24 protein-coding genes and 1 CRISPR repeat array are annotated in these 24,980 nt (G+C 43.4%); of the genes, 18 read left to right on the top strand and 6 right to left on the bottom strand.

Annotated features, from left to right (window positions below):
* Positions 1-74: 74 nt before the first annotated feature.
* The 3 genes from QE357_RS14100 to QE357_RS14090 all read right to left on the bottom strand — a co-directional run bounded on the left by QE357_RS14100 (position 75) and on the right by QE357_RS14090 (position 2,643).
* Positions 75-950: an NAD kinase gene (locus tag QE357_RS14100; protein WP_106635771.1), complete on the bottom strand. Its 876-nt coding sequence runs from the start codon at positions 948-950 to the stop codon at positions 75-77.
* Between the two features lie 63 nt (positions 951-1,013).
* On the bottom strand, positions 1,014-1,826 hold the full coding sequence (locus tag QE357_RS14095; protein ID WP_309708571.1) for a hypothetical protein: 813 nt from the start codon (positions 1,824-1,826) through the stop codon (positions 1,014-1,016).
* Positions 1,827-2,031: 205 nt separating this feature from the next.
* Complete coding sequence (locus tag QE357_RS14090) at positions 2,032-2,643, bottom strand: thioredoxin family protein (RefSeq protein WP_106635773.1); 612 nt, start codon at positions 2,641-2,643, stop codon at positions 2,032-2,034.
* Between the two features lie 62 nt (positions 2,644-2,705).
* Here QE357_RS14090 and QE357_RS14085 point away from each other — a divergent pair, with 62 nt between their 5' ends.
* Complete coding sequence (locus QE357_RS14085) at positions 2,706-3,107, top strand: GNAT family N-acetyltransferase (RefSeq protein ID WP_106635774.1); 402 nt, start codon at positions 2,706-2,708, stop codon at positions 3,105-3,107.
* A gap of 35 nt (positions 3,108-3,142) precedes the next feature.
* The gene (locus QE357_RS14080) at positions 3,143-4,009 is read left to right on the top strand and encodes a ChaN family lipoprotein (protein WP_309708566.1); all 867 of its coding nucleotides are present in this window, start codon (positions 3,143-3,145) and stop codon (positions 4,007-4,009) included.
* Positions 4,010-4,374: 365 nt separating this feature from the next.
* Positions 4,375-4,868: a CRISPR direct-repeat array (repeat unit 31 nt; unit sequence GTATTAATCGTACCATTATGGAATTGAAATA).
* Positions 4,869-5,064: 196 nt separating this feature from the next.
* Here the strand turns inward: QE357_RS14080 and QE357_RS14075 are convergent.
* Both QE357_RS14075 and QE357_RS14070 read right to left on the bottom strand, forming a co-directional pair.
* Complete coding sequence (locus QE357_RS14075) at positions 5,065-5,754, bottom strand: LytTR family DNA-binding domain-containing protein (protein WP_309708563.1); 690 nt, start codon at positions 5,752-5,754, stop codon at positions 5,065-5,067.
* Positions 5,747-6,805, bottom strand: coding sequence for a histidine kinase (locus QE357_RS14070; protein WP_309708560.1), 1,059 nt, complete (start codon positions 6,803-6,805; stop codon positions 5,747-5,749). The genes QE357_RS14075 and QE357_RS14070 overlap by 8 nt, the downstream gene beginning before the upstream one ends.
* A gap of 182 nt (positions 6,806-6,987) precedes the next feature.
* On the opposite strand from QE357_RS14070, the gene QE357_RS14065 reads away from it, so the two are divergent.
* The 13 genes from QE357_RS14065 (at position 6,988) to QE357_RS14005 (ending at position 18,024) form a co-directional block, all read left to right on the top strand.
* Positions 6,988-8,094: an acyltransferase gene (locus QE357_RS14065; RefSeq protein WP_309708556.1), complete on the top strand. Its 1,107-nt coding sequence runs from the start codon at positions 6,988-6,990 to the stop codon at positions 8,092-8,094.
* A complete protein-coding gene (locus QE357_RS14060; RefSeq protein ID WP_309708552.1) occupies positions 8,091-8,567 on the top strand; it encodes a hypothetical protein in 477 nt (158 codons plus the stop codon). The genes QE357_RS14065 and QE357_RS14060 overlap by 4 nt, the downstream gene beginning before the upstream one ends.
* Before the next feature lie 100 nt (positions 8,568-8,667).
* Positions 8,668-9,108 (top strand): RidA family protein, encoded by a 441-nt coding sequence (locus tag QE357_RS14055; RefSeq protein ID WP_309708549.1) that lies wholly within the window; start codon positions 8,668-8,670, stop codon positions 9,106-9,108.
* Between the two features lie 418 nt (positions 9,109-9,526).
* Entirely contained in the window at positions 9,527-10,090 is a 564-nt protein-coding gene (locus QE357_RS14050; RefSeq protein WP_309708546.1) for a Crp/Fnr family transcriptional regulator, read from the top strand.
* A 74-nt stretch (positions 10,091-10,164) separates the two neighbouring features.
* Entirely contained in the window at positions 10,165-11,100 is a 936-nt protein-coding gene (locus QE357_RS14045; RefSeq protein ID WP_309708544.1) for an alpha/beta hydrolase, read from the top strand.
* A 33-nt stretch (positions 11,101-11,133) separates the two neighbouring features.
* Positions 11,134-12,030, top strand: a complete 897-nt coding sequence (locus QE357_RS14040; RefSeq protein WP_309708537.1) for an NmrA family NAD(P)-binding protein — start codon at positions 11,134-11,136, stop codon at positions 12,028-12,030.
* Positions 12,031-12,156: 126 nt separating this feature from the next.
* A complete protein-coding gene (locus QE357_RS14035; protein ID WP_309708534.1) occupies positions 12,157-12,279 on the top strand; it encodes a hypothetical protein in 123 nt (40 codons plus the stop codon).
* A 769-nt stretch (positions 12,280-13,048) separates the two neighbouring features.
* Positions 13,049-13,864: an oxidoreductase gene (locus QE357_RS14030; RefSeq protein WP_309708531.1), complete on the top strand. Its 816-nt coding sequence runs from the start codon at positions 13,049-13,051 to the stop codon at positions 13,862-13,864.
* Positions 13,865-13,893: 29 nt separating this feature from the next.
* Entirely contained in the window at positions 13,894-14,778 is an 885-nt protein-coding gene (locus QE357_RS14025) for an oxidoreductase (RefSeq protein WP_309708528.1), read from the top strand.
* Between the two features lie 451 nt (positions 14,779-15,229).
* Positions 15,230-15,877, top strand: coding sequence for an NAD(P)H-binding protein (locus tag QE357_RS14020; RefSeq protein ID WP_309708526.1), 648 nt, complete (start codon positions 15,230-15,232; stop codon positions 15,875-15,877).
* A 29-nt stretch (positions 15,878-15,906) separates the two neighbouring features.
* Positions 15,907-16,404, top strand: a complete 498-nt coding sequence (locus tag QE357_RS14015) for a hypothetical protein (protein ID WP_106635818.1) — start codon at positions 15,907-15,909, stop codon at positions 16,402-16,404.
* Positions 16,405-16,470: 66 nt separating this feature from the next.
* Entirely contained in the window at positions 16,471-16,737 is a 267-nt protein-coding gene (locus QE357_RS14010) for an NAD(P)H-binding protein (RefSeq protein WP_309711395.1), read from the top strand.
* A gap of 375 nt (positions 16,738-17,112) precedes the next feature.
* Complete coding sequence (locus QE357_RS14005; protein ID WP_106635821.1) at positions 17,113-18,024, top strand: AraC family transcriptional regulator; 912 nt, start codon at positions 17,113-17,115, stop codon at positions 18,022-18,024.
* A gap of 412 nt (positions 18,025-18,436) precedes the next feature.
* On the opposite strand, the gene QE357_RS14000 is transcribed toward QE357_RS14005, so the two are convergent.
* Complete coding sequence (locus QE357_RS14000) at positions 18,437-19,105, bottom strand: hypothetical protein (protein WP_309708520.1); 669 nt, start codon at positions 19,103-19,105, stop codon at positions 18,437-18,439.
* Positions 19,106-19,225: 120 nt separating this feature from the next.
* Here QE357_RS14000 and QE357_RS13995 point away from each other — a divergent pair, with 120 nt between their 5' ends.
* The 3 genes from QE357_RS13995 (at position 19,226) to QE357_RS13985 (ending at position 24,918) form a co-directional block, all read left to right on the top strand.
* Positions 19,226-20,458 (top strand): hypothetical protein, encoded by a 1,233-nt coding sequence (locus QE357_RS13995; protein WP_309708517.1) that lies wholly within the window; start codon positions 19,226-19,228, stop codon positions 20,456-20,458.
* A 273-nt stretch (positions 20,459-20,731) separates the two neighbouring features.
* Positions 20,732-21,085: a DUF2958 domain-containing protein gene (locus QE357_RS13990; protein ID WP_309708514.1), complete on the top strand. Its 354-nt coding sequence runs from the start codon at positions 20,732-20,734 to the stop codon at positions 21,083-21,085.
* A gap of 347 nt (positions 21,086-21,432) precedes the next feature.
* On the top strand, positions 21,433-24,918 hold the full coding sequence (locus QE357_RS13985) for a PAS domain-containing protein (RefSeq protein ID WP_309708511.1): 3,486 nt from the start codon (positions 21,433-21,435) through the stop codon (positions 24,916-24,918).
* The last annotated feature ends 62 nt before the right edge of the window (positions 24,919-24,980 follow it).

Genomic DNA, 24,980 nt, shown 5'->3' with positions numbered 1-24,980 from the left:
TATGGTATGGGAGGTAACTAGAATACTTTCGAAAAGCAAATCTAGTACTATATAACTAATAAAAAGCAGAAATGTTAATTTCTGATATCCAAACCCCAATTCAGCTTATGGCGTAAGGTTTCCAGGAAGGTATCCCCTTTAACTTTTACCAGGTGAGCACTGAATCGTTCCCGGCGAACACAGAAACGTACGGAATCTTCTACCACTTTCGATCTTGAATCCAGAGAAATTAGACAATTTTTACTTCGGCTTTCTACCGAAACTTCAATTCGACTGCTGTCATTCACCACAATAGGCCGTACGTTGAGGTTGTGTGGACTGATAGGGGCGATAATAAAATTGTTGGTTCGGGGTAATACCACTGGACCTCCCACGCTCAAACAGTAACCCGTAGAACCCGTTGGGGTTGAAATCACCAGACCATCGGCCCAATAAGAATTCAGGAATTCACCATCGAGCCAGGTATGTACGACGATCATGGAAGATCGATCGGTTTTAGTAACCACGAAATCGTTCAGACCAAAGTTGGTTCCTTCAAAAACATCCCGATCATTTTCAACGTGCAGTAATACGCGTTCGTCAATCGAGTATTTTCCGTTTTCAAGCCAGTCCAGCGTTTGGGTAATTTCGTCGGGGTTAATGGTAGCCAGAAACCCTAGCCGACCGGTATTAACGCCAACGATTGGTAACGTACGTTCGCCAACGTGAGTGACGGTTTCAAGCAAAGTTCCGTCACCGCCAATGCTAAATACAAAGTCAGCGTCGAATAAATCCTGACGAGAGGTGTACGTGGACGTGAAAGGATGATTAACGCCATTTTCCTGAATGTTCTGGCGGTATTGTTCGTGTATCTGAACCTCCGCACCCCGACGAGCCAGTTCTCCCAGAAGAGCCTGAATGGCAGGTTTCGTTTGTTCAGATAAGGGACGACCATTGAGAGCAATTTTCATGGAGTCATGCTTTGAGCAAAGAGCAGGGTTATTTTACCTTTCAGTAGTAACCCTATACAAGCACTAAAGTTTTGGCCGGTGGTATTGTTCGATCTCGCGGTAAGCATCGTCAAACTCGTAGCCATCACGTACTTGTTGAATGATTCGAAGTAAGCCATCCTGCCCGACAAGTCCTAACCAGCGGGAAACTTCTTTGCCAGAAGTAACGTACGACTGGGCCGTTCGGGTGGGATCGGCCTGGCCACGCTGCGTGCCAAAAAAGCCGTTTAATGTAACAATATCCTGAAGATGAGGGGCTGTTTTGCCGTGATTGGTAAGAATATCCCATTCCTGAACATAGCCAATGTATCGGCGGGAAGGATCTGGGTCCGAATACCGATAGTCAACCATGAGAGCCATGCCCTCGTCAAACCATTGAGGCAGGGAAGATTTAGCTTTCATCCAACCTAAACGGGCAAATAACTCATCGTGACACATTTCATGAGCGATGACATCTACATTTAATCCGTCTGGATTGAGTATAATCCAGGAGCCGGTAGGTGTGCCCAGGCTACAGCCAGCTCCTTCGTACAAAAGACAAAATTTCTGATATTCTTCGCGATTGGAGCAGAAAATAATGGTTGCTTCACCGCTTTGAGCCCCCCAGAAGGACCGTATTCTTTTATGAGCCTGATTGATAAACTGCAAAAGTGAATCCTGACGAGGTTTGCTGGTTTGATCGCTGACGTAGACCGAAGGAGCTATTTTGGAAAAGCCACGGAAACGCACCGTCTGGCAGGCCCAAATAGGTGGAAACCATAGATAATAAGCTGCTAGTAAAAATATACTAAACAATAAAATATTGATAATCAATTGCTTACCGCTCCAACGTATCATAATAAAACCTCGCCCTAAAGTAGCTAGCCAGGCTAGCGTTTTTCCCAAAATTATAACGATACCCCCGGATTACCATCATTTGTAGCAGTTTTTTACTAGTGCAAGGGTATAGTCCGGTTGTATAAATTTTAAAGATATAAACACAACTATCTACGTAAAATTTAACACTTAGGTAAAAGATGATCTGATTGGATGGCTGAAAATACTAGAATAAATTTTTCAGTAAATTCTGTAATTCAGCCTGAAGGGTAAGGGTTTTATCCTTGGCGTACCAGGTGTGAAGTTGCGTGCTGAGTTCCTCAAAAGGTGTTTTTGCTTCCTGCAAAGACTTGTATAATTGCTGAGCGGGTTGGGGGCGGGGACCCCATTCGGCTACTTCCGTTAACGTATTTTTTTCAACAATAACTAACTTGGGAATCGCCCGGCCACCATTGGTTAGGTAGGCATCCATAAAGTCCAGATTGGTGTCACGTAAAAAATAACGGGTCTGAATGGTTCCGTTCGAAGCTTCGGCTATTCGTTCCAGTACGGGCACAATTTGAGCCGCATCGCCACACCAGCCTTCGGTAAGGATTAGCCAGTAATAAGACGAAGGGTTATTCTGAACAGTCGCCAGCAACTCCGGCATCAGAACCGTAGTTTTGTCCAGACGCTGCATTCGTTGTACATTGAGCTGGGTATATTTCGTCAGTATGTCCGATTGTTTCGGGCCCGTCGTTTTCCCCGCTGCTAGCAGATCCGTAATCAGTTGACGATACGATTGATAGGAGTAGGCAGACTCGATGCGTGCGGAAGAAAGGGTAAATGGAGTTTCCATAAATGTTATAAAATTGATCGATAGTTACTAAACGGTGCTTTCATCTATCGACTACTATTCCTATGATTCAATATCAAACCGGGCGAAAGCTCTCCGTAGAAGAATTCATTGATGTTCTAAATCGTTCCACGTTGGGCGAGCGGCGGCCTGTCAACGACCGCGAACGTATGGAGCAGATGTTAACTGCTGCTCAGATTTTAGTTACCGCCTGGGAAGGAGAGGTACTCATTGGAGTTTCCAGAGCCTTAAGCGATTTCAGCTTCTGTACCTATCTCGCTGATCTGGCCGTAGACGAACGTTACCAGCATCAGGGAATTGGTCGAACGTTACTTGAACTCACTCATGAAGTAGCCGGTTTACAAACAAGTCTGATTCTGCTGGCGGCACCCAAAGCGGTAGATTATTATCCTAAAATTGGAATGAAACGCAGTGAGGTCTGTTTCCTAAAAGATCGAATCCATTAACGAAACGATAATACTTCATCAAAATAAATTTCTATATGCGAAGTCTCCTTATACTGGTGGCACTGATCAGTTTAGCTTTCACGGATAAACCAGCCTATCTTATTTACAATCAGCAGTTGAAGGCTTCGAGTTATGAGGAGTTACTGAGAAAAGCTTCCGAAGCGGACATCGTTTTGTTTGGCGAGTTACACAATAACTCGATTGATCACTGGTTACAATTGGAATTGACAAAGGATTTATACAAACAGAAAAAGGAGAAACTAATCCTAGGAGCAGAGATGTTTGAATCTGATAATCAGATTGTTCTGGATGAATATTTACAGAACAGAATTACCTCTCAGCAATTAACCGCCGAGGCTAAAGTCTGGAACAATTATCAAACGGATTATAAGCCGTTAGTTGATTTCGCTCAGGAAAAGAAGATTCCTTTTATCGCAACCAATATTCCCCGGCGTTATGCCAGCATCGTTGCCAAACGAGGTACGGATGAATTGAAACAGTTAAGTCCAGAAGCTCAGCAGCATATTGCCCCTCAACCTATCCCGTTTGACTTGACACTTCCCGGTTATGCCGAATTAATAAAAATGGGTGGGATACATGGCAGCGGTAGCTCCATTAGTGCTGAAAATATGGCCAAAGCTCAGGCCATTAAGGATGCCACGATGAGTCACTTTATTCTTAAACACTGGAAAAAAGGACAGACCTTTCTACACTTTAATGGCTCGTACCACAGCCAGAACTTTGAAGGAATTTACTGGTATCTCAAGAAAGCGAATCCCGCTTTAAAAATTGTAACCATTGCTACTACCGAAGAAGCAAATATTGAGGAACCTAAAGATGCCAAACCCGAACTGGCCAATTTTATTATCACGGTTCCTGAAACCATGACTAAGACGCATTGAGCTAATCGTAGGAAAAGAATTAGGCTTCCCAGATTATCCAGTTTTGTAAAGATGAGCTATACTCAGAAAGAACTTAGAAGTTTTAATATTCAACTAGAAATGGATTGAGTAACTAGTAATTTGGGCTGTAAAAAAAGGAAGTATTTTACTTCACTTTGTCGTCGATCGGTTTATAAATGCCTGGAATTGCATTTTATAAGAAGTTTGAAAAGTAGTTTAGTGAGTTAATTGTTTGATAATCAGTAGTCGTCGATCGCCCTATGTTTTCTTATGATTGGTGGTCGACGATTTTGGTAGCTTCTATGAAGTAACATAAATAGGGATTGGGCTATAGAATAAGGCTTTTTGATCCGTAAATTCACGGGGTATTAATCGTACCATTATGGAATTGAAATTTTCTGTACTGGCAAACCCGCAGGGTATTCCCTGAAGTATTAATCGTACCATTATGGAATTGAAATTTAGGTGTTGTATTAGGCGCAAAAGGGAAGTTCTTAGTATTAATCGTACCATTATGGAATTGAAATATAGTAGATAAAATAATAACTTGGCATTGGTCTGAATGTATTAATCGTACCATTATGGAATTGAAATTTATTATGGCCCAGGCCAACGACTGGAGCGAGCCTTTGTATTAATCGTACCATTATGGAATTGAAATAACTTCCCAAAGGTTCTTATAGCCATGCCTGCGAAGTATTAATCGTACCATTATGGAATTGAAATATGCAGCATCTACATTTTTTGCAATAGAATCTACTAGTATTAATCGTACCATTATGGAATTGAAATAGAATAAGTTTTTTCTTGTCTTGACGAAGCGTTATTGTATTAATCGTACCATTATGGAATTGAAATAATACTTGCAGATATTCGTGATCTCTCGTTCGGTTGGTTAAAGATCGGTCAGACATAGAATAGCTTATTGGGGGCAGAGGCTCTATTTTACTTATCTACTCAGGAATAAAGCAAGGTAACAGTCAGGAGAAATTCAGTATAATGTGCAATGGAAAGAAAATAGTTTAAAGAACCTCTTCCATACAAATCCCCTAATACTACACTGTTTTAGCATAATTCTTAACAAACGCATTAAACTCTTGTTTGTAAAATCTCCCTACCGGAACGGAATAGGAGCCTAATGCAATTTCAGAATTGCTATAACCGGTAACGTAGTCAGGATTAAAGAGAAAGGACCGATGGATTCTTACAAAACCTTGGGTAGCAAGCCGTTCTGCAAAATCCGCAATCGTGTTTTTAGTGAGGTAAACCGCATTAGTCAAAAAGAGCTTCAGGTCATTGCCCTGACTTTCTATAAAAATAATGTCATCTATTCTGATTTTTCGGTTTAACCCTTCTGACCTGATCATTAGGGTGTTTTCAGGATTTTTGTTACCCGTATCTCTCAATATCCGACTAACTGCTTTAAAAAAACGTTCGAAAGTGATCGGCTTCAGAATATAATCGACGGCTTCCAATTCAAATCCCTCTACAGCAAATTCCCTGAAGGCCGTCGTGAAGATAACCTTCGGTTTTACGGGTAGAGACCGCATGAGTTCAATACCACTCAGATGAGGCATCTGAATATCCAGAAACAGAAGATCAATCGGCAGTTGTTGCAGGAGCTTATGGGCCTCAATGGCATTTCTTGCTTTGCCGACGAGCTGAAGGGCTTCTATTTTTTTTAAATGGCTTTCCAACAGCTCGATAGCCAGTGGTTCGTCATCGACGATCATACATTTAATCATACCAGGCAGGAGTGACGATTTCTACACTAAACCAGTCTTCATCTGAGTTGACACGAAGTTCAAAATTATGTTTGTAATACAATTTCAGTTGCTCTTCAATATTAGTAAGACCGATTCCTTCTTGGTGGTCTGACGTTTTCTGAAAACTGCTATTTCCAATTTTGAATACAGATCTTACCTCATCGGTTTGCAGTTCAAGCGTGATACGGAGGTTGCCGTCAAGGCTCCTGCTTCCATGTTTGAAAGCATTTTCAACTAGTGAAAGATACAGAAGGGGAGGAATTTGATTTTCAGCTTGAATTTGCAATACTCTGTTGATTTCTAAAGTGTTTCCATAACGCAATTCTTCCAGTTCCAGGTAGCGGTCGATGGTAGTGATCTCGTCAGTGATTCGAACCATCTTTTGAGGGCCTTTGTAGATGGCATAGTCAAGGATGTCAGCCAATCCGGCAATGAATTTAGGAGCTTTATCGGGGTGGTTAACCGCGAGGGAATAAATGTTATTAAGCGTATTGAACAGAAAATGAGGATTCAGGTGGGATTTCAACACCTTCAGCTCAAGTTCTGCTTTTTCCTTTTGCAGTCGAATGCGGTCTTGTTTCTCGTTTTTATACCGTAAAATATGCATGAAACAGACAAAAATAAATGATGCAGTAATAATGGGGAGGGCATAGCACACAACCAGATAATCAAGATCGGTTAAAATGGTGGTAATACTGTCCGGTGCCTCATTCGTAAAAAAAGGTTCTGCGGCATAAACGATAAAAATTCGATTGATAACGGCTAAGAGATACAGAGAAAAGATTAGGCTGATCAAAAACAGCACGTAACGTTTTCGGTCGAAAAGATGAATAATCAGATAATAGTAAATCAAGTTGGCACTGATGATTTGAAATAGCAGGTGACACAAGTTGTAGATGATGATATCCTCTAAACTTAGGTAAGTGGTACTGCTGTGAGCCTGTCCCAGTCCGAACAGAAAAAGGGCCGTCCAGAATACCGCCTGATAGCTGATGACTGAAAGTAAGTTACGGGTTGTTTTCTCTTCCATTGCTGTAAAACTAGAAACTCTGTCCATATAAACGCCCACAACTGGGACAGACTACCTGATTGGAGCACAAACAGCAGGATTTTTCATGTAAACACCCTCTAATGTCGTCGGTCCCATAAAAGAGGTTTTCTGGCATACCCCGTAGGATATAGGTCGCAAGAGGTGAAGTTTTGCAGAAAAAAATGAAAGAGAACAGATTTAACGGACTAGATCATTTAAGGACCGTCGCTATTATATTGGTGTGGATGTACCATTACCGGGCGTTCCGGCATCCTGACTGGCTGGATACTATCGGCAGCTATGGCTGGACAGGAGTGGATCTTTTTTTTGTGCTAAGCGGGTTTCTTATTTCTGGTCAGTTGTTCAGAGAAATTCGGGAGTATGGTACTGTATTTCTGAAAACCTTTTTTACCAAAAGGTTTTTCAGGATTATCCCGCCTTTTGTCTTTACGCTGCTGCTGTATGTCTGTTTTCCTTGGTTTAGGGAACGAGAGGCCTTACCTCCTTTATGGAGGTTTCTAACGTTTACGCAAAACTATGGACTTGATGTAATCAATAAAGGCACGTTTTCCCATGCCTGGTCTTTGTGTATCGAAGAACAGTTTTACCTGCTGCTCCCTTTCTCCCTTCTTCTGTTATTAAAAACGGGCTGGCTGAGTAAACTTAAGTACATACTCATGGTTTTGCCGCTAATTTCTATTGCTCTGCGGAGCTTTGCCTGGACTCATTTCGTCGTTCCCGCATTAGAGTCTGATCACTTTTGGAAACTGTGGTATATGCACATCTACTATCCTACGCATACCCGGTTGGACTCTCTCGCCATAGGGGTGCTGATCGGTTTTCTTTACGAATATTCAGTAACGTTCAAGCAACTGATCCATTCAAAGGGGGTACTATTTTTCTTTGCAGGAATAGCTACGCTGGCCTTTGCCTTTTGGGTTTGTAAGGACCAATACTCCCAAACGGCTTCTGTTTTTGGCTTTACCTGGGTAGGTCTGGCGTATGGATTACTGGTAAGTTCTGCTGTTTCCAACTCCTGTTTTCTCAGCGGGATGTCATTAAGGGTAACCCGTCAATTGGCTGATTTATCTTTTGCGATCTATTTATCTCATAAAGGAATCATTCATCTCATACAAGTAGCCACTAGCCCGATGAATCTTTCCGAAAACCAATTAATGATTCTTTGCCTGATTGGATGTCTGGCGGCTGGATTAGTTTACCGATACACGTTAGAGCGTCCCTCAAGCTGGCTGAAAAATCGATTACTAAATCAAAATATAGAATCATGAAAAGAGTGATTACCGTATTTATTTTCCTGCTCTCTTTAACTCAGGTAAAAGCACAGGAATTTGCAAAAGAAAAAGCTGAAATCAACGGGATTTTGGATCAATTCCGAACTAGCATTAGTAAAAAAGATTCAGTCACTTTTCTACGCCTTTTTACACCGCAGGCATTCGTATGGATAGGCGTTATGAAAAACCAGAATCAGTTCAAAGAAGTAACCGCTAAAAAGCCTGATCTTAAAAACTATTTTTCCGTAGGATATGATACTTTCTACAAGTTTTTGGGAGATAAAGGAAAGCAGGAGGAAATCTTTAAAAATGTAAGAATTACCAATGATGACGTGCTAGGTAGTGTTACGTTTGATTATGAGTATTGGAATGATGGTAAAATGACCAACTGGGGAAAGGAATTCTGGCATCTGATCAAAATGAATAACGAATGGAAAATAGTAAGCGTTATTTTCTCTATAGCTGAATAATCATCTTTAGCTCTTGATGGATTACAGAGCTAATACATGCATTGCTGAAGTATAAGTAAATCTGATAGAGTCAAACCTAAAAACGGCAGTTATTCTGACTATGATTATAAAAATTGTATCATCGCTATTCTTTACACTTATAACCTTCGTTGGTTACGCACAAAGTCATACTATCACCAAAGATAAATGGCATTGGGATACGCCTTCTAAGCAAGATACGGTAGCCGGTTACACACAAGTACTGAAAGTAGACCATATTCTCTACATTTCTGGGGCGGTAACAACCGAGCTTACTCCCGAAGGTATACGACAAGTCTATAAAGCCTTGGAAAAATCTTTAAAAAGCTATGGGGCAACTTTTCAAAATGTGGTAAAGGAAAATTTATATACTACGGACATTGAAACGATGAAAGCATACAACTCCGTAAGAAAAACGTTTTATAATGGAGATTTCCCGGCGGCGACCTGGGTTCAGGTATCCAGACTTTACATGAGTGAAGCCAAACTGGAAGTTGAGTTAATAGCACATTTGCCTCATTAAAACAGGACAAGAAATTACATAGATTTGATTATGATTTGCCCAATGTTTGAAGGTAACCTCTTACAAACGAACGTTCATGGAACGCCGTAGAGCAAAAGGCCCCTGGAAATCTTCCAAGGGGCCTTTTAAATAAGATGAAAAGGCTCTTTTAACTTTTGTAAAATCCACGTTGGGGTATGTCCCAGTAATAGAGCAATAGGACATTGGAAGCGATCCCTACTTTAAAGGAACCCCGTCTATGTACTGTTCGAGGAGACGTTCTATTGTATTTAATGTTTGAACCCGTTTGAATAATCCTTACCCATGCTGATTGTGGTGTTAAGCCCCCCATGCCTCAGGAAAATAAAACTCTTTGCTAGTAAAACCAGTTAGTTGGAGGCTTCAATGCATAAACTTTTACCCCTCGATAAGCACAACTATGGAAGAATTCATAAAATTCATCAAAACGGTGATCTGGATTGATGATCTGGATTTGCAATTGGTGCTTTCCCGATGCAGCGAAAGAAAAATTCCTAAAGGCAAGCTGCTTTTACGAAGGGGACAAATTGCCAATCAATACTTTTTCATTGCCTCAGGAGGGGTTCGTTTTTTTTACGAAGCCGAAGACCAGGAACATACCACTTGGGTAATGTTTGAAAATGAGTTTTTTACTGAGATTTCGAGCCTTCACCCTCAAAAGCCCTCCCGATTTAATATCGAAACAGTAGATGAAACGAAGCTGATCGTAATAGATAAAAAGGACATGGATCTCTTATATAGCCAGGTGGCGGCCTGGGAAGCGTTTGGTCGAAAAATATGGGAAGCAACGACCGTACGAATGATCGACCAGATTATGAACTTTCAAACGCTGTCTGCCGAGGACCGATACCTGTCTTTTCTCACGCATTCTCAAGTTGTTAAGAAAGTGCCCATCAAGCAGGTGGCCGCCGTGCTGGGTATTACCCCCAATGCCCTGAGCCGGATCAGGAAAAAAATCCGGTAAACTTCATTCTCTACCCTTTGGTAGTTTTGCCCCTTGGCAAGCTGGGTACTTTTGAGTCATCAAAAAAAGAAGCGATGACTCAACTAAACAAAGACCCAAGGATGCCTCAGAGTCCGTATTCTGACGAGATGTTAATCAACCATTTTCCGGGCTTCACGAATCAGTATGTAACAGTCAATGGAGTTCGGTTACACTACGTGGAGGGCGGGACCGGGATGCCGCTCATCTGTTTGCCAGGCTGGCCGCAAAGCTGGTTTTCTTACCATCCAGTTGCCCTAGAACTTGCTAAAAAATACCGTGTGTTTATTGTGGATATCCGAGGAATGGGTAGCTCGGAAAAGCCGCAATCTGGCTATAGCAAGAAAACAATGGCTGCCGATATTTTAGCCTTGGTACAGCATCTGGGCTTGCCGAAAGTGCATCTTATGGGGCACGACATTGGCGGGATGGTCGCCATGAGTTTTGCATTTAATTACCCCCAATTCATTGAAAAGCTAATTATTCTGGACGGTTCGCATCCCACGGAGGGAATGATGCAGATGAGCCTGATTCCTGCTCCGGGTACATTTACGGAGAAAATGGATGCTAACAGACCCTACGCGTGGTGGATGGGCTTTAATCAGGTAAAAGGGTTGCCCGAGCAACTACTGTCCGGGCGGTTTCGGTATTTGCTGGACTGGCTTTTTCATTACGTCATGATTGATGACAGCAAAATGACTTCTCTGGAGCGAGAGGTGTATGCTTCTCAGTACAACGACGCCGAAAGTATTCGGGCGGCCAATGCCTGGTATCAGACCTTCCTGGAGGATATCGAAGATGCCAAAACCTACTCGCCGCTTGTAATACCGGTGTTAGGCATTGGGAGCTACATCAGTTACAATTACATGAAGATGGGGTTGCCTTACGTAGCGAAAGACCTGCACCTGGTGGGGATTCTGGATAGTGGACATTATCTGTTTGAAGAGCAACCCGCCCAAGTACTTGAGGCCGTTCTGAGCTTTCTGGCGTAATCATATGTTTTAACTTTTCGAGAAATAATAACCATGAAAAAAACAATTATCGTATTCGGTGGAACGGGCAATTTAGGCAAACGGATTGTTCGCGAACTATTGAAAAGAGGTGCGGATGTCCGGGCTATCGTTCGAACGTCTACCGATTCCGAAAAAATAAAAGCCCTGGAACAATTGGGTGCCGCTGTTCTGGAAGTCGATCTGGACCGTGTCGATGCTCTGGCAGAGGCAAGTAAGGGTGCCCATTGCGTAGTATCGGCTCTGGCCGGTTTGGGGGATGTGATTGTCGATGTACAGAAGCGAATTTTAGAGGCTGCCCTGCAAGCGGATGTACCCCGTTTTATCCCGTCTGACTTCTGTACGGATTACACGGAGTTGGTGCCGGGTGAAAACAGGAATTTTGATTTGCGGAGAGCCTTTCGAGAACACCTTGATCGCACGCCCATTCAGGCTTCTTCGATTTTCAACGGTGCTTTTGCCGATATCCTTCAGTATAATACGCCAATCTTAAATCTGAAAGAAAAGAGCATTGGGTATTGGGGTGATAAAGCAGACTGGAAGCTGGATTTCACGACGATGGACGACACGGCAGCCTTTACCGCCGAAGTAGCTTTGGATGATGAAGCTCCCCGGGATTTACGGATTGCCAGTTTCCAGGTCAGCCCTGCCATGCTGTGGGAAGACGTGAAACAGGTGACGGGTCAGGATTTTAGGCTTTACCAGCTATCGAGCCTGGAAGATTTTGCCCGATTTATCCAAAAACAGAGAGCCGATTATCCCGCTGGTGAAAACGAGTTATACGCAAAATGGCAACAGGGACAGTACATGTATTCGATGTTTACTACCCACCATACTCAATTGGCCAACGAACGGTATAAAAACCTAACCTGGACGACAAGTTTAGATTTCATCAAATCGTTCGTTCACTAAGCAAAAGCCTCCTGACGTAGAGCCAAGCTGTATTTCAGGAGGCTTACTAGTCTCTACACAAAGGCCCAATACCGTTCGGGTAATGGAAGTTATCTGTCTACAGGGTAGCTGAAAAATCGCGAAGCTGTGCCCATCGGCAAGCTGAATGTCCAGAAAGATCAGGTCGATTTTGCTGTGGTGCTTCGTCAGAAAAGCAACGGTCTCCGCAATTCGAGCGTAGCCGTTTTGTCGGGCTTAGCAGTACCGTAGCTTGTCTAAAACTTTCGGATAAATAGCTTTGGCTTGCTTGATTTTAAGTTCCTTAAAAAGTTTCAACATGGCTTTATATCGAGTTAGTTGGGGTCGGTCTGCATGCAAGTTTAATGTTTCTAATTCTTGGTACTTCCCTATACTGATAAGAAAATCAACAAATAAACACCCAGAGCTTCAGTATGATTATCAAATCCCTCAAACCTAACAGGGTCACTTCCTGCATTCTTTGCTGCTTCGTTAACCACCTGAAACATTTGAAGAATATCTAATATCTCATGCTCCCTTATATAGCTTAGTCCTTTTGCTATTCCTTAAAATACTTCACGATATAAAACCTCATAGCTGTTTTTGACAATCTATGCTTTCTCTTATAGTATCCCTCTCTAAATAACTACGCAACAAAGCCATATTTAACTCTAATACACAACAGAAATAGTTGTAATGACGAATAAATATTTATTCATTTTTAATACTTGATAATAGAGTTTGATTAAATTATTTATTGCTACCTTTTTAATTTAAAATATTTTGAAATTATAACAGTGAAACAACAATAGTATGATTCATTAATAGCTGCTTTTATCTGAAAAATTATTTCAATATTCTTTATAATTAAGATTTCCTACACTAATCAATAGCTTATAGTTAAAATACCTCCTTCTGTTTTAGCAAAAAGAGAATTCGTATACAGGAAACGAGAATTCGTATTACTGCTGAGGGTTTGGCAGCCAATACCTTTGTATCATCATTCAAGACAAAAAGGATCATGAAAAAAGTAATCTTAATAACCGGTGCCAGTTCAGGAATGGGTAAAGAATCCGCTAAAAAACTGATTGGGGAAGGGCACCGCGTTTATACAGTAGCTCGCCGAATTGACCAGATGCAGGACCTGAAAGAACTAGGGGGCATTCCGATGCAGATGGATGTGACCAACGAAAACGACATCCAGCGAGTAGTCGATGCCATTGTCAAGCAGGAAGGTAAAATTGATGTATTGTGGAACAATGCCGGTTTTGGTTTATATGGTTCGGTAGAAGATGTTCCCCTGGACGAAGCCCGGAGAGAGTTTGAGGTAAACGTGTTTGGCATGGCCGCCATGACCCAGAAAGTAGTACCCTACATGCGGGAAGCGAAATCGGGTACCATCATCAATACCTCGTCGATGGGTGGAAAAATGTATTTCCCCATGGGGGCCTGGTATCATGCATCTAAGCACGCCGTGGAAGGATTAAGCGATTGTCTACGGCTGGAATTGAAGCCCTTCAATGTCAACGTAGTAGTATTGGAACCCGGCTTTATCGCGACAGAATTTGGCTCGGTACTGCTGAGTAATTTCGCTAAAATCCGCCCGGACAGTGCCTATCGGGAAATGATGGATAAAATCATCGAAGGAACCAAAAAATCATCTGAAGGCAATGGCTCTTCTAAACCTTCGGTGATTGCCGACGCGATCAGCAAGATCGTTACTAGCAACAGCCCTAAAACCCGGTATCGGGTCGGCAAATTTGCCAAGCCAATGGTTTGGATGCGGACGTATCTGGGCGATGAGTTATTTGACAAAATCGTCATGAGTCAGATGTAACCTGTAATAATCGAAATAAACCGTAAGCCATGAAAATAATAACGCTTGTTGCCTCGCTACTCTTGCTGGTGACCACATTCCAGGCCAAAGCTGATGATCCTAAAGCCGAGCCTAAAAAAGTAGTATTAGTTACCGGTTCCGCATCAGGTATTGGGAAAGCCACTTGCCAATTGCTTACCTCAAAAGGATACATCGTTTACGGCGGAGATATTCAGACAGAACGTAACAAGTATCTGGATTCATTAGGCGGACACTCCCTTATTTTGGATGTCACAAACGAAGAGCAAATAAAAGCCGCCGTCGATAAAATTATTCAGGAGCAAGGTCGGATTGATGTTTTGTATAATAATGCTGGATTCGGCATTATGGGCACGGCAGAAGAAACAACGTCTGAAGATGCTCATAAACTGATGGAGGTTAATGTATTTGGTTATACCCGGATGATTCAGGCCGTATTGCCCCACATGAGACAACAAAAGTCAGGGCGGATCATCAATACGACCTCAATGGGCGGGAAAATTTATTTCCCATTAGCCTCCTGGTATCATGCCTCTAAACATGCCTTGGAAGGATGGCTGGACGTTTTGCGACTGGAAGTAAAAGACTTCGGTATCGACGTGGTTATTATTGAACCAGGATTCATCAATACCAATTTTTATAACGTCAGTGGGGCCTATGGGCAAAAATACGCTCAGCATACAGCCTATGGCCATCTGTTCGAACCCATCATGAAAACACCACTCCCCAAATCCTCAGAGCCTATTGTGATTGCAAATGTGGTCGAAAAAGCAATTACCCAAAAACACCCTAGAACGCGGTACGTAAGGGGTAAAAATGCCAAAATGCTGATTTGGATGCGAAGAACTTTGGGCGACAAAATGTATGACAGAATTGTCATGAGCCAGGTTAAGTAAAGAACATCGTACTATTTTTTAACTCAAAACAGGCTGAGATTTCGTACGAGACTCAGCCTGTTTTACTCCAGATTATATTAGATCCTCAGGCCTTCCGACAGTAAAATCACCGGAAACCGTCAACCTGCTGCCACCAGACTGGACAATCAAAAACCAGCTACGAATAACAGCGGTAAAGTCGGTAAAGATAGGCTATCTGGTCATGTTCTTTTCGTCTGACGAGGTTTCAACCTGTTGTTGCTGAATAATGTCTATGCTTAGCAGTCTTTTAATCAACGTCTCGCAATTGATTTGATCCTATCATTCAAAGGTGCCTAGCGTCATTGGTTAAAACGTTGCGATCACCTTATCCTTCATAAATCCTGAATTTGTATACAACAATCGAGGATTCGTTTAAGTACTTCGTTTCAGAGGGTTCAGACCTTTGTCTGATAATACCAATGCAGTTAACATGAAAGCAATCATTATTGGAGCAACTGGTTCTACGGGTAACGAACTGTTACAATTGCTGATGGCAAGTGAGGACGTTTCGGAAATTGTAGCCTTGGTTCGTAAGCCACTTACCGTAAGCCATTCCAAACTTACCACCGTCGTTGTTGACTTTTCCAGACTAGGTCAATGGGCATCCTATATTTCCGGTGATGTGGCCTTTTCATGCCTTGGTACTACGTTACGAGCTGCGGGTAGTCAAAAGGCTCAGTATGTGGTCGATTATGAGTACCAGTACGAATTTGCTAAACTAGCCAAAGCCAATGGCATACCTACGTTTATCCTGATTTCATCGTCTACTGCCAATCCAAATTCATTCCTGTTCTATTCACGCATGAAAGGCAAGCTGGAAAAATCGGTAGAAGCCTTGGGTTTTACAAACGTTGGTGTTTTTCGCCCTGGTCCATTAATAAGACCCGAAACCGACCGAACCGGTGAGAAAATAGGGGTATCCCTTATTTCTTTTCTGAATAAAGTGGGGCTGTTTCGTAAGATGGCTCCTTTGCCCGTAAACGATCTTGCTCGATTGATGCTCCAGTATGCGAAAAATCCTCCTTCTGGGCATAGGATTCAGGAGTCTGGCCAAATACTGAAAGAAGCCGGACACTAAAACAGAAAGGGATTAAACAATAGACTACGATGGAATTGATACAACACACAACCACCTGGATTAAAGGCGAGCTATTCGAGGCTAAACTCATTGTTGCCTTCGGCCTTTTTAGTGCAGTCATGGGATTGCTGTTCTGGAAAGCAGGTCATACGCCGAATGCTCAAGCTCTTTTATGGCCCTTGCTGGTCTCTGGTATCATTTACTTAGGTGTTGGAGGAGGAATGATGGTCTCCAATCCGAAGCGGATGGTAGAATTGCCCCAAAGCTACCGGCAGGACAAAAAAGCCTTTGCCGTCTCTGAGAAGAAACGGGTCGATGCTTTTCAATATGGATACAAGGTGTCGAAAATTGTGGCTACCCTCTTTTTTATCGTTACGTTATTGATTTTCTGGACCACCAAAAATTCAACCTGGATGGGAATCGGTATTGGCCTATCGTATTTCGCCATAGCGGGACTAGTGGTTGATTACTTCTCTCAGGAACGAGCTGATACGTATTACAAAGCCATTCTGGCCGCACTACACTAAGAACGATACAACGCTATCTCTCAAACGTTTAAAACGATGGTTCAAATCGATTAATCGAAACCAGCACTGGTAACGGGTGCGACCGGCTTTGTCGCCAGTTGGGTTATTTATGAATTATTAAAAAAGGGGGTTCCCGTTCACGCAGCTGTTCGAAATCCAGACGACAAGACGAAAACGGCTCATCTGGACAAGCTGGCGGCTGAAACCAAAGGCACCATTTGCTATTTCAAAGCGGATTTGCTCCAGGAAGGCTCGTATCAGGAAGCTATGAAGGGCTGTGAACTAGTGTTCCACACGGCTTCCCCCTTCACTACTAACGTTAAAGATCCCTGATTGACCCCGCCTTTTTAGGGACCCAAAATGTACTCAATACGGTCAATCAAACGCCTTCCGTTAAACGAGTGGTGCTGACTAGCAGCTGTGCCGCCATCTACACGGATGCCATCGATTGTAAAAAAGGTCCCAACGGTACCCTCAACGAAGATATCTGGAATACGACGGCCTCTCTAACCTATCAGCCCTATTCGTATTCGAAACCTTGGCCGAAAAGAAAGCGTGGGAAATGGCCGATCAACAGTCGCAATGGGATCTGGTCACCATCAATCCAAGTCTCGGCCTAGCTGGGGCACCCGATTCCTCGATGCTGGTCACGAACAGACCCTATACGATTTATCGTCTTCACCCATAATAGGACAAATCAGACTGCTTATGAGCAACATCCATCATATAGAAACGATTACCGAGATGTATAAAATGCTTCCCAAAGCGGAAGTACAGCATCCACTAGTGGCCGTTGTCGATTTCTCTTCCTATCAGGAGCAGATCAACTCCGGCATGAAAATGACTCTGGGTTTTTACTCGATCATGTTCAAAAACTTCTGCATCAATAAGATGAAATACGGTCAGCAGATGTATGATTTTCAAGAGGGCAGTCTCATTTGTATGGCTCCCCGGCAGTTGATCACCCTGGACGAGCCTTCCGAACCAATCATCAATGCCACCGGCTGGGGGTTGTTCTTTCACCCTGATTTGATCCGGGGAACTACCTTAGGGAAAGCCATTAAAGAGTATTCGTTTTTTTCGTATGAGACCAGCGAAGCCCTCCATCTTTCTGAAAAGGAAAAGAACGTATTAACGGGTATTATCCAAAAGATCGATACGGAATTACAGGAAAATATTGATAAGCACAGCCAGACCCTGATTGTTTCGAATATCGAGTTATTATTAAACTATTGTACCCGGTATTACGAGCGGCAGTTCATTACTCGAAAGCACGTTAATAAAGACCTGTTAACCAAAGTAGAAGCCGTCTTGCTGAATTATATGCAGTCGCCGGAGCTAAGTGAAAAGGGTTTGCCAACCGTTAAATATTTAGCCGATCAGGTAAATCTGTCGCCGAATTATTTGAGTGATTTACTGAAAAAGGAAACGGGTATGAATGCACAAGATCGTATTCACTATTACCTAATCGAAGAAGCCAAAGACTTGCTGTTAAACTCTGATTTATCAATCAGTGAATTAGCGTATAAGTTGGGATTTGCCTATCCGCAATATTTTTCGAGATTATTCAAAGCGAAAACGGGCATACTTCCGCTCGATTACCGCCATAAGAATTTTTAGTTCAACGCACGCATATGATACAGGAATACGCAGATTACATCGATCAGGTACTAAAAACGCAAGATTAATAATTTCCGCAGAGACATGTCAAAGGTTAAGCATTGATAGATAGTTACTTACCGCTGGTTTTGAAGGTAGGCACAGCCTATGACCGCTAAACTACAAAAAGGCAAACGAGTGACTATGGTTTGTGTGTACTTGAGCAGTCTCACTACAATGGACAGATTTGAGTAAGTTTTATACTTACACTTGATGCTGGACTACCTAATGTGCATGAAATGTCTCTCACTAATTACGCCATACGCCTGATCAAGGCTCCTTGTGCAACACCCGTTGCACAAGGAGCCTTGATCACATGATGACTTTATAATGAGCCCGATAAAAGAGCACGGAGCCGTAAGCCTTCAGCCGTTTATTTTTTAACCCATTGGCCGCCAGTGATTACTAGATTTGAGAAAGTCCCGTTTGATTCATGGCCCACCCAAAAGCCTACTTTGCCGTTAAAGAATTTTTCCAGTGGCGAAATTTTGAGCATGGGTGACTCATCCCCGTTCATGAAAACTTGGATGAGTTGGTCGGTTACCTCTACCTTCACATGAAACCAGGCATCAGGATCGACAAAGGACTTTACCGGGGCCTCGTATTTTCCGGGAAAAGTCTTCCTTAAATAGGGCCAGTCATTATTCGGTAGGGCCATATACTGCACCGCGTGTGATTTTCTCACACTATCTTTCGCATTGAAATTAAAGGGCCTGAAATAAACCGCTTCATAGCTGTGGTCATCCCTACCATGAAAAGCAATGCCTACAAAACTTTTCTGTAGAACATCCCTTCCTTTCACGTCGAATTCAATACTGCCACTCTTAAAATTCAGGTTATTGATCCAGACTACTCCTGGGTTGTTCAAAGCGTTGACCTGCACTAGACTACCTTTATGCTTATCAAAAGCAAGTTGTATTTCTCGGTTTACCGGATGCAGATTCTCTTTTTCCAAAGGTACCCGAGTGGCCTTTTGGCCCAAAGCACTGAAAGCATAACACATCAGTATCAGACCCGTTACTCCTTTACTAAATCGGTTCATCGTAAGCATTTGTTGTTAAACTTGGTGTGATTATCATTGTCGTTCAAAGGAAAGTGAAAAGGTTCAAAGCTTACATTCAAAGCGTGTTCAAATCTATTCAAGTTTGAACAGGGTACTACAATGACTGATATTCAGATTTTTATATTAAAATACCGGGCACTTGTCGAAAGCAAGATCGGTTGGCGGAAAAGCACTGACTGGCAATCGCAGGACTTCGAAACCTTAAGTGAAGAGATCTTTAAAAAAACGGGTGTACTGCTGAGTCCAAGCACGCTAAAGCGGATCTGGGGGAAAGTCAAATACAACAGCACACCGAACCTGGCCACCTTGGATGCCCTGGCCCAGTTTGTAGATTTTCCTAATTGGAGGTCCTTTTGTTCTGCCCAGGAAGAAACAACTGATCCGAAGCCTAAGGAGCGTAAAAAGAGAGGCTATAGAATTACACTCCTGGTTGTCGCTGCTGTTGTTGCATTAGCACTGATTGGTTTTGTCCTGCAAAAGCAATCCGGCAGAACCTTGACCTATCGCCATATCCGCTTTTCAAGCCAGCCCGTAACTCAAGGGGTACCCAACACCGTCTTATTTGAATATGATGCCAGTGACTCTAATGCAGACAGCGTTTTCATTCAGCAAAGCTGGGATGAAAGACGCAGGTTTAAGGTCGATAAGCACAAACATGAGTACGCCAGCACCTATTACTTACCGGGATATTACCGTGCTAAGCTGGTATTGAATGATTCAGTCGTCAAAGAACACGACCTTTTTATCGAATCAGACTGGATCGGCGTGCTCGACAAAGACCCGATGCCGATCTACCTGCCCCGGGAATTGTACTTCAAAGCGGGTGGGCTGGGCCTCGAAGAAGCGGACTTGATCATGGATTCCAAGGATTACAATCAGGAGGTCCCCACTTTTGTGCTCACGCGAGTGGATAAGGACATGGGCATCGCATCGGAAAATTTTGAACTGACCATGGCGTTGCAAAATACGTTTACTCAGGTGAGTGCTCCGTGCCGACAGGCCAGTGTAATGCTGCTCGGAACAGGAGGCGTTATCGAGATACCCTTATCCGCTCCAGGGTGCGTAGGAGACCTGCTACTCAGAATAGGCGAAGAGGAGATTGCCGGGAATACTCATAACCTTTCAAGTTTTGGCGTTGATTTCACTAAGGCTGTCCAGTTAAAATGCATGGCCTCCGCCAGAGTGCTAACGATCAGCCTAAACGAGAAATTGGCCTTCAAAGGGAAGTTTTCCAAAGGCATTGGCCGCATCGTTGGGGTGCGGATTGCATTCAAAGGCTCAGGGATAGTCAGGAATTTCAAGCTCAAAAGCCCAACCATACAGGTTAGGTAATGTATGGAACGTGGGAGGATGCCAGACTGACAAGGTAACGATAAAAGACAGCTAGGGTATAGATACGGTAAGGGCATAGGGGAGGGCCAATGGAGCACTTGTAATGTACTCCCCACAGGTAAAAGGTAGGATCAGCATAAAGCTCACAAGCGATGCGGTTTAACTACCTTGATTTTTTTGAAGGCTTGTTATCCTTATAGCATTCTTGAAATATACCTTCCGTTCATTTTCTAACGGGGTACGTTCAACGTTTTGAATTCTAGTAGGCGGAGGATGTCTGAACTTCTTTCAAAGGATTTAAAAGAACAAATGCTTATCAATGGTCAGGATCATTTAGATGGTAATGACGTGGATCGTATACCTATGATCCAGCTCCTTACGCCTTTTGGAAGAGCTACCTGGATTTTAACAGAACTTAACCCCAGGGACTCAGCATTTGGGTTATGTGATTTGGGGTTGGGTTCCCCTCAATTGGGCTATGTATCTATCTCGGAAATAGAAAGCGTCACCAATTTGGGAATGCTAGCTATTGAAATCGATACACATTTTAAGTCTGAATACCCTTTGTCTGTTTACACGGAAGCGGCTCGTCTGGCGGTCGGATTACCGAAGATCCTAATATGCTGAAACGGGCAGCCGTTGATGGTCTGATGCGTTTATTAGGCAAGCAATTGCCTAAGCCAGATCGGTGAGTTCAACGCTTCAGGATTATTCGTCATTGCTTGAATTTCGAAGGGAAGCTCTATTGGATTGGAAGCATCAAGGAAGGATAGGGGGTAATAGGGCAAAGGTGTGAGAGAAAAAAATGGACTTACTCCTATTAAAAAATAGGGGTGTATAGAGATGATTGTATAGTACTTGCTTCCTACTCAAAATTTAAGTGTCATCCTGCAAACTAGTTAAGTTTTACAATTGTTAAATGCTCAGTCTACTGACTATATTCTAGTTATTTCTAAGCGTAGGATGACCGCCATATGCATTACTTAAAAAAAGAATTTCTTGAATTACTGACGAATGATGAACGTTTTTTTAACTTTTTTCAGGAAGCGGGCATCTGGACTTGGGATTTAGTAAATCCAGACAATCAGTGGATGAGTCCTAGTTTCTGGGACAAGCTAGGCTATACGCCACAAGAAATTACAGCCCTTTCCTCAACCATAGTATCCTTATTGCATCCTGATGATGTTCAGGCCGTAACCCGTGATTTGGAGGCCCATCTGGCAGACCCTTCCCATGCTTTTGAACCTGTAATTCGCTACTTTCACAAAGATGGGTCGATTGTCTGGGTACGTTGCCGGGGCATTGCGGTTCGAAATGCTGAGGGTCAGCCCGTGCGTATGCTGGTTTCTCACCAGGATATTACCAAGGAAAAGGAAGCCGAACTAAGTGCTCGCCGGGAGGCTTTACTCTATCGCTACATAACCAATAGTCAGGTGCTCTACGTAGCACGAACGAATTTAGCAGGAGCTTATACCTTTGTTAGTGAAGATTACGCAAAGTCCCTGGGCAAAACGTCACAAGAATTAATTGGGACATTAGCTGCTGAAGCTGTTTTAGAAGAAGATGTACCTATAGGACTTCAAGCCTTCGAATCCTGTGCTACCCAACCCGAAGTACCTTTTACCGTGATTCTTCGCAAAAAGTCTGATCTAGGGCAGCTCAAAGTGCATGAGTGGACCTTTATTGGCCTGAGTGATACGGGCAATCAGGTTAACGAGATTCTTTGTTTGGGTCGCGACATCACCGAGAGCTTTAAAAACCAGGCAGATTTATCCGTTTTACTCGCTGCGACTAGTGATATTCTTTCCATTGTGAATGCCGAAGGAATCATCAACTATCTATCGCCTTCTTGGAGTCGGATTTACGGCCTGGAGGTAGAGGAAAGTCTGGGACAAAACATCACTACCTTTCTTCATCCTGATGAGTGGGCAGTGGCTTTTGAAGCCTTAGCACAAGCCAACCAGATCGGGTACGGGAAATTAGAACACCGCATGCGTCACCGGGACGGACATTATCTGTGGATGGAAACCCGGGCTAATCGTTACGAGTTGACGGGCGAAATGGTGTTTACCAGCCGTGATATTACGGAACGTAAAAAAGCCGAAGCAGAACTGCTTCGAACCCGGCAACTGCTCGAGCAAACGGCTGAAATTGCCCGGGTGGGCGGCTGGGAATACATCGTGGCTACCGGACAAGTTAATCGTTCGGCTGTAGCCCGGGCCATCTACGAGGAAGATACTTCTACATTCCTGAGTGCGGATGCCGCTTTGGATGCGTTCACTGACAAAGCGGTGAGAGCGAATGCAATAACCCTTCTTAGAGAGTCCATTAAAAAAGGAACGCCCTGGCATTTTGAAGGAGAAATCCGCACGGCTCAAGGGAATCTAAAGTGGATTCGGAGTCAAGGGCAGGCCGAGTTTGAAAATGGCGTTTGTCAGCGACTGGTAGGCTCTACTCAGGATATCACTCGGGATAAGAAGGCTCAGATGGAGCTGTTTCGGACCCATGAATTTTTAGAAAATACGGGCCGAATGGCCAAAGTGGGCGGGTGGGAATTATTATGCCCTAGCCAGAAGCTTTATTGGTCTTCCGTTACCAAAGAAATTCATGAATTGCCTTTGGACTATGTACCTAATGTTGACGCAGGCATTAACTTCTACGCCAGTGCTCAGGATCAGGCCCGCATTAGTCAAGTAGTTGAAGCGGCCCTAGAGCACGGAACTCCCTGGGATTTAGAAGCTCAGATTCGAACGGCTAAGGGAACACTCAAGTGGGTACGCAGTCAAGGAGAAGCCGAATTTATCCAAGGGAAATGTGTCAGAATGTATGGTACGTTTCAAGATATTGACGATCGTAAGAAGGCGGAGCAAGAAACCGACAAAGCCCGTCAGCAGGCCGAAGCCGCCAGTAAGGCTAAGTCGGAGTTTCTGGCTAATATGAGCCACGAAATTCGTACTCCTTTGAACGGGGTCATTGGCTTTACTGAACTTTTAATGAATACGCGTCTGGATGAGACTCAGACTCAATATCAGCAAGTGGTGTTGCAATCGGCTCAGTCGCTTTTAGATATTATCAATGATATTTTAGATTTTTCTAAAATTGAAGCGGATAAACTTCAGCTAGCTTCCGAAAAGACGAACCTTTGGCAGCTCTCGGAGCAGGCAATTTCCATGATTACGACTCAGGCTCATAAAAAAGGACTGGAAGTACTGCTAAATCTGGACGTAGATGTGCCCACTTGGGTATGGGTGGATGGCATTCGTCTGCGACAGATCCTTGTCAATTTGTTAGGCAATGCGGTTAAGTTTACGCTCAAAGGCGAAATTGAACTTAAGATCGAAGTCATTCGTAGTCAGCAAGATCAAGTTACGTTGCAGTTTTCGGTTCGTGATACGGGCATTGGCATTGCTCTTGAGAATCAGCATAAAATCTTTGAAGCTTTTATGCAAGAGGATCTCTCGACGACTAAAAAATTTGGCGGAACAGGGTTAGGTTTGAGCATCTCCAGTCGTTTATTACGTCTGATGGGAAGTGAGTTCAAGCTAGATAGCGATGTAGACAAAGGCAGCATTTTTTCCTTTGAGCTCACACTGCCCGTTGAAGCTGAAACCAAAGCATCCTGGCCGCAGCTACGCTCCCTTAAGCAAGTACTTATTGTCGATGACAATGATAGTAATCGGCTGATCCTAGAGCGGATGTTAGCCTTGGAGCATATTCCTACTCAATCCGCTTCCAATGGAATGCAAGCCTTGGAGTTGGTAGCAAAAGAAGCTTTTGATATCATCATCATGGACTACCACATGCCTTATTTAAACGGCATTGAGACTTTAAGTAGTTTGCGTAGAATCCATGCCCACGAAAGTCAGCGTCAGCCTGTAGTATTGCTCTATACTTCCTCGGAAGATGAAGCCGTAGAAAAAGCTTGTCAGCAATTAGACATAACCCATCGACTAATTAAGCCCGTTAAAATCCAGCAGCTTTATCAGGCTTTATCTAGTCTCATGGATATCAAAACTCCCACTACCGCCGAGTCTGGAAACCATGCTTCTAGTGCCGTGGTCCAGGAAGCGAAAACCCGTTCGGTGCTGGTAGTAGAAGACAATGCCGTTAATCGTTTGCTGGCCCATAAGCTCATTGCTTCCCTACGGCCTGATTTAACCATTTATGAGGCTCACGACGGCAAGCAGGGACTTGAAGCCTACCTTCGTTACCTGCCAGATCTTATTTTAATGGATATTCAAATGCCTGAAATGAATGGGTACGAAGCTACTCAGGCCATCCGGGCGAAAGAGAAGAAGGGTCGGATTCCTATTTTAGCGTTAACGGCAGGCACCCTAGCCGGAGAAAGAGACAGGTGTCTGGCCGCCGGAATGGATGACTATCTAACCAAACCGATTGCCCGGGTAGTTTTAGAAAAAGCCTTTACTCAGTGGCTTCCACTTCCCTCTAACCATTCCTGAGGGCTTACTAGACAAACATTATATTCTATCTATGAAGGAAGCGAAGCCTGTACAAAAGCTTA

Origin of the sequence: Siphonobacter sp. SORGH_AS_0500, assembly GCF_031453245.1 — a bacterium.
GTDB lineage: Bacteria > Bacteroidota > Bacteroidia > Cytophagales > Spirosomataceae > Siphonobacter.
Note: the sequence above shows the minus strand (reverse complement) of the source record. Positions and strands in the feature narration are given on the sequence as shown.

Excerpts from the sequence above, each read along its gene's own strand:
- QE357_RS14020 (WP_309708526.1), top strand. The coding sequence starts at position 15,230 with ATGAAAGCAATCATTATTGGAGCAACTGGTTCTACGGGTAACGAACTG.
- QE357_RS13990 (WP_309708514.1), top strand. The coding sequence starts at position 20,732 with ATGTCTGAACTTCTTTCAAAGGATTTAAAAGAACAAATGCTTATCAAT.
- QE357_RS14080 (WP_309708566.1), top strand. The coding sequence starts at position 3,143 with ATGCGAAGTCTCCTTATACTGGTGGCACTGATCAGTTTAGCTTTCACG.
- QE357_RS14005 (WP_106635821.1), top strand. The coding sequence starts at position 17,113 with ATGAGCAACATCCATCATATAGAAACGATTACCGAGATGTATAAAATG.
- QE357_RS13985 (WP_309708511.1), top strand. The coding sequence starts at position 21,433 with ATGCATTACTTAAAAAAAGAATTTCTTGAATTACTGACGAATGATGAA.
- QE357_RS14065 (WP_309708556.1), top strand. The coding sequence starts at position 6,988 with ATGAAAGAGAACAGATTTAACGGACTAGATCATTTAAGGACCGTCGCT.
- QE357_RS14045 (WP_309708544.1), top strand. The coding sequence starts at position 10,165 with ATGACTCAACTAAACAAAGACCCAAGGATGCCTCAGAGTCCGTATTCT.
- QE357_RS14090 (WP_106635773.1), bottom strand. The coding sequence starts at position 2,643 with ATGGAAACTCCATTTACCCTTTCTTCCGCACGCATCGAGTCTGCCTAC.
- QE357_RS14040 (WP_309708537.1), top strand. The coding sequence starts at position 11,134 with ATGAAAAAAACAATTATCGTATTCGGTGGAACGGGCAATTTAGGCAAA.
- QE357_RS14060 (WP_309708552.1), top strand. The coding sequence starts at position 8,091 with ATGAAAAGAGTGATTACCGTATTTATTTTCCTGCTCTCTTTAACTCAG.
- QE357_RS14015 (WP_106635818.1), top strand. The coding sequence starts at position 15,907 with ATGGAATTGATACAACACACAACCACCTGGATTAAAGGCGAGCTATTC.
- QE357_RS14070 (WP_309708560.1), bottom strand. The coding sequence starts at position 6,805 with ATGGAAGAGAAAACAACCCGTAACTTACTTTCAGTCATCAGCTATCAG.
- QE357_RS14025 (WP_309708528.1), top strand. The coding sequence starts at position 13,894 with ATGAAAATAATAACGCTTGTTGCCTCGCTACTCTTGCTGGTGACCACA.
- QE357_RS14050 (WP_309708546.1), top strand. The coding sequence starts at position 9,527 with ATGGAAGAATTCATAAAATTCATCAAAACGGTGATCTGGATTGATGAT.
- QE357_RS14030 (WP_309708531.1), top strand. The coding sequence starts at position 13,049 with ATGAAAAAAGTAATCTTAATAACCGGTGCCAGTTCAGGAATGGGTAAA.
- QE357_RS14095 (WP_309708571.1), bottom strand. The coding sequence starts at position 1,826 with ATGATACGTTGGAGCGGTAAGCAATTGATTATCAATATTTTATTGTTT.
- QE357_RS14075 (WP_309708563.1), bottom strand. The coding sequence starts at position 5,754 with ATGATTAAATGTATGATCGTCGATGACGAACCACTGGCTATCGAGCTG.
- QE357_RS13995 (WP_309708517.1), top strand. The coding sequence starts at position 19,226 with ATGACTGATATTCAGATTTTTATATTAAAATACCGGGCACTTGTCGAA.
- QE357_RS14100 (WP_106635771.1), bottom strand. The coding sequence starts at position 950 with ATGAAAATTGCTCTCAATGGTCGTCCCTTATCTGAACAAACGAAACCT.
- QE357_RS14055 (WP_309708549.1), top strand. The coding sequence starts at position 8,668 with ATGATTATAAAAATTGTATCATCGCTATTCTTTACACTTATAACCTTC.
- QE357_RS14085 (WP_106635774.1), top strand. The coding sequence starts at position 2,706 with ATGATTCAATATCAAACCGGGCGAAAGCTCTCCGTAGAAGAATTCATT.
- QE357_RS14000 (WP_309708520.1), bottom strand. The coding sequence starts at position 19,105 with ATGAACCGATTTAGTAAAGGAGTAACGGGTCTGATACTGATGTGTTAT.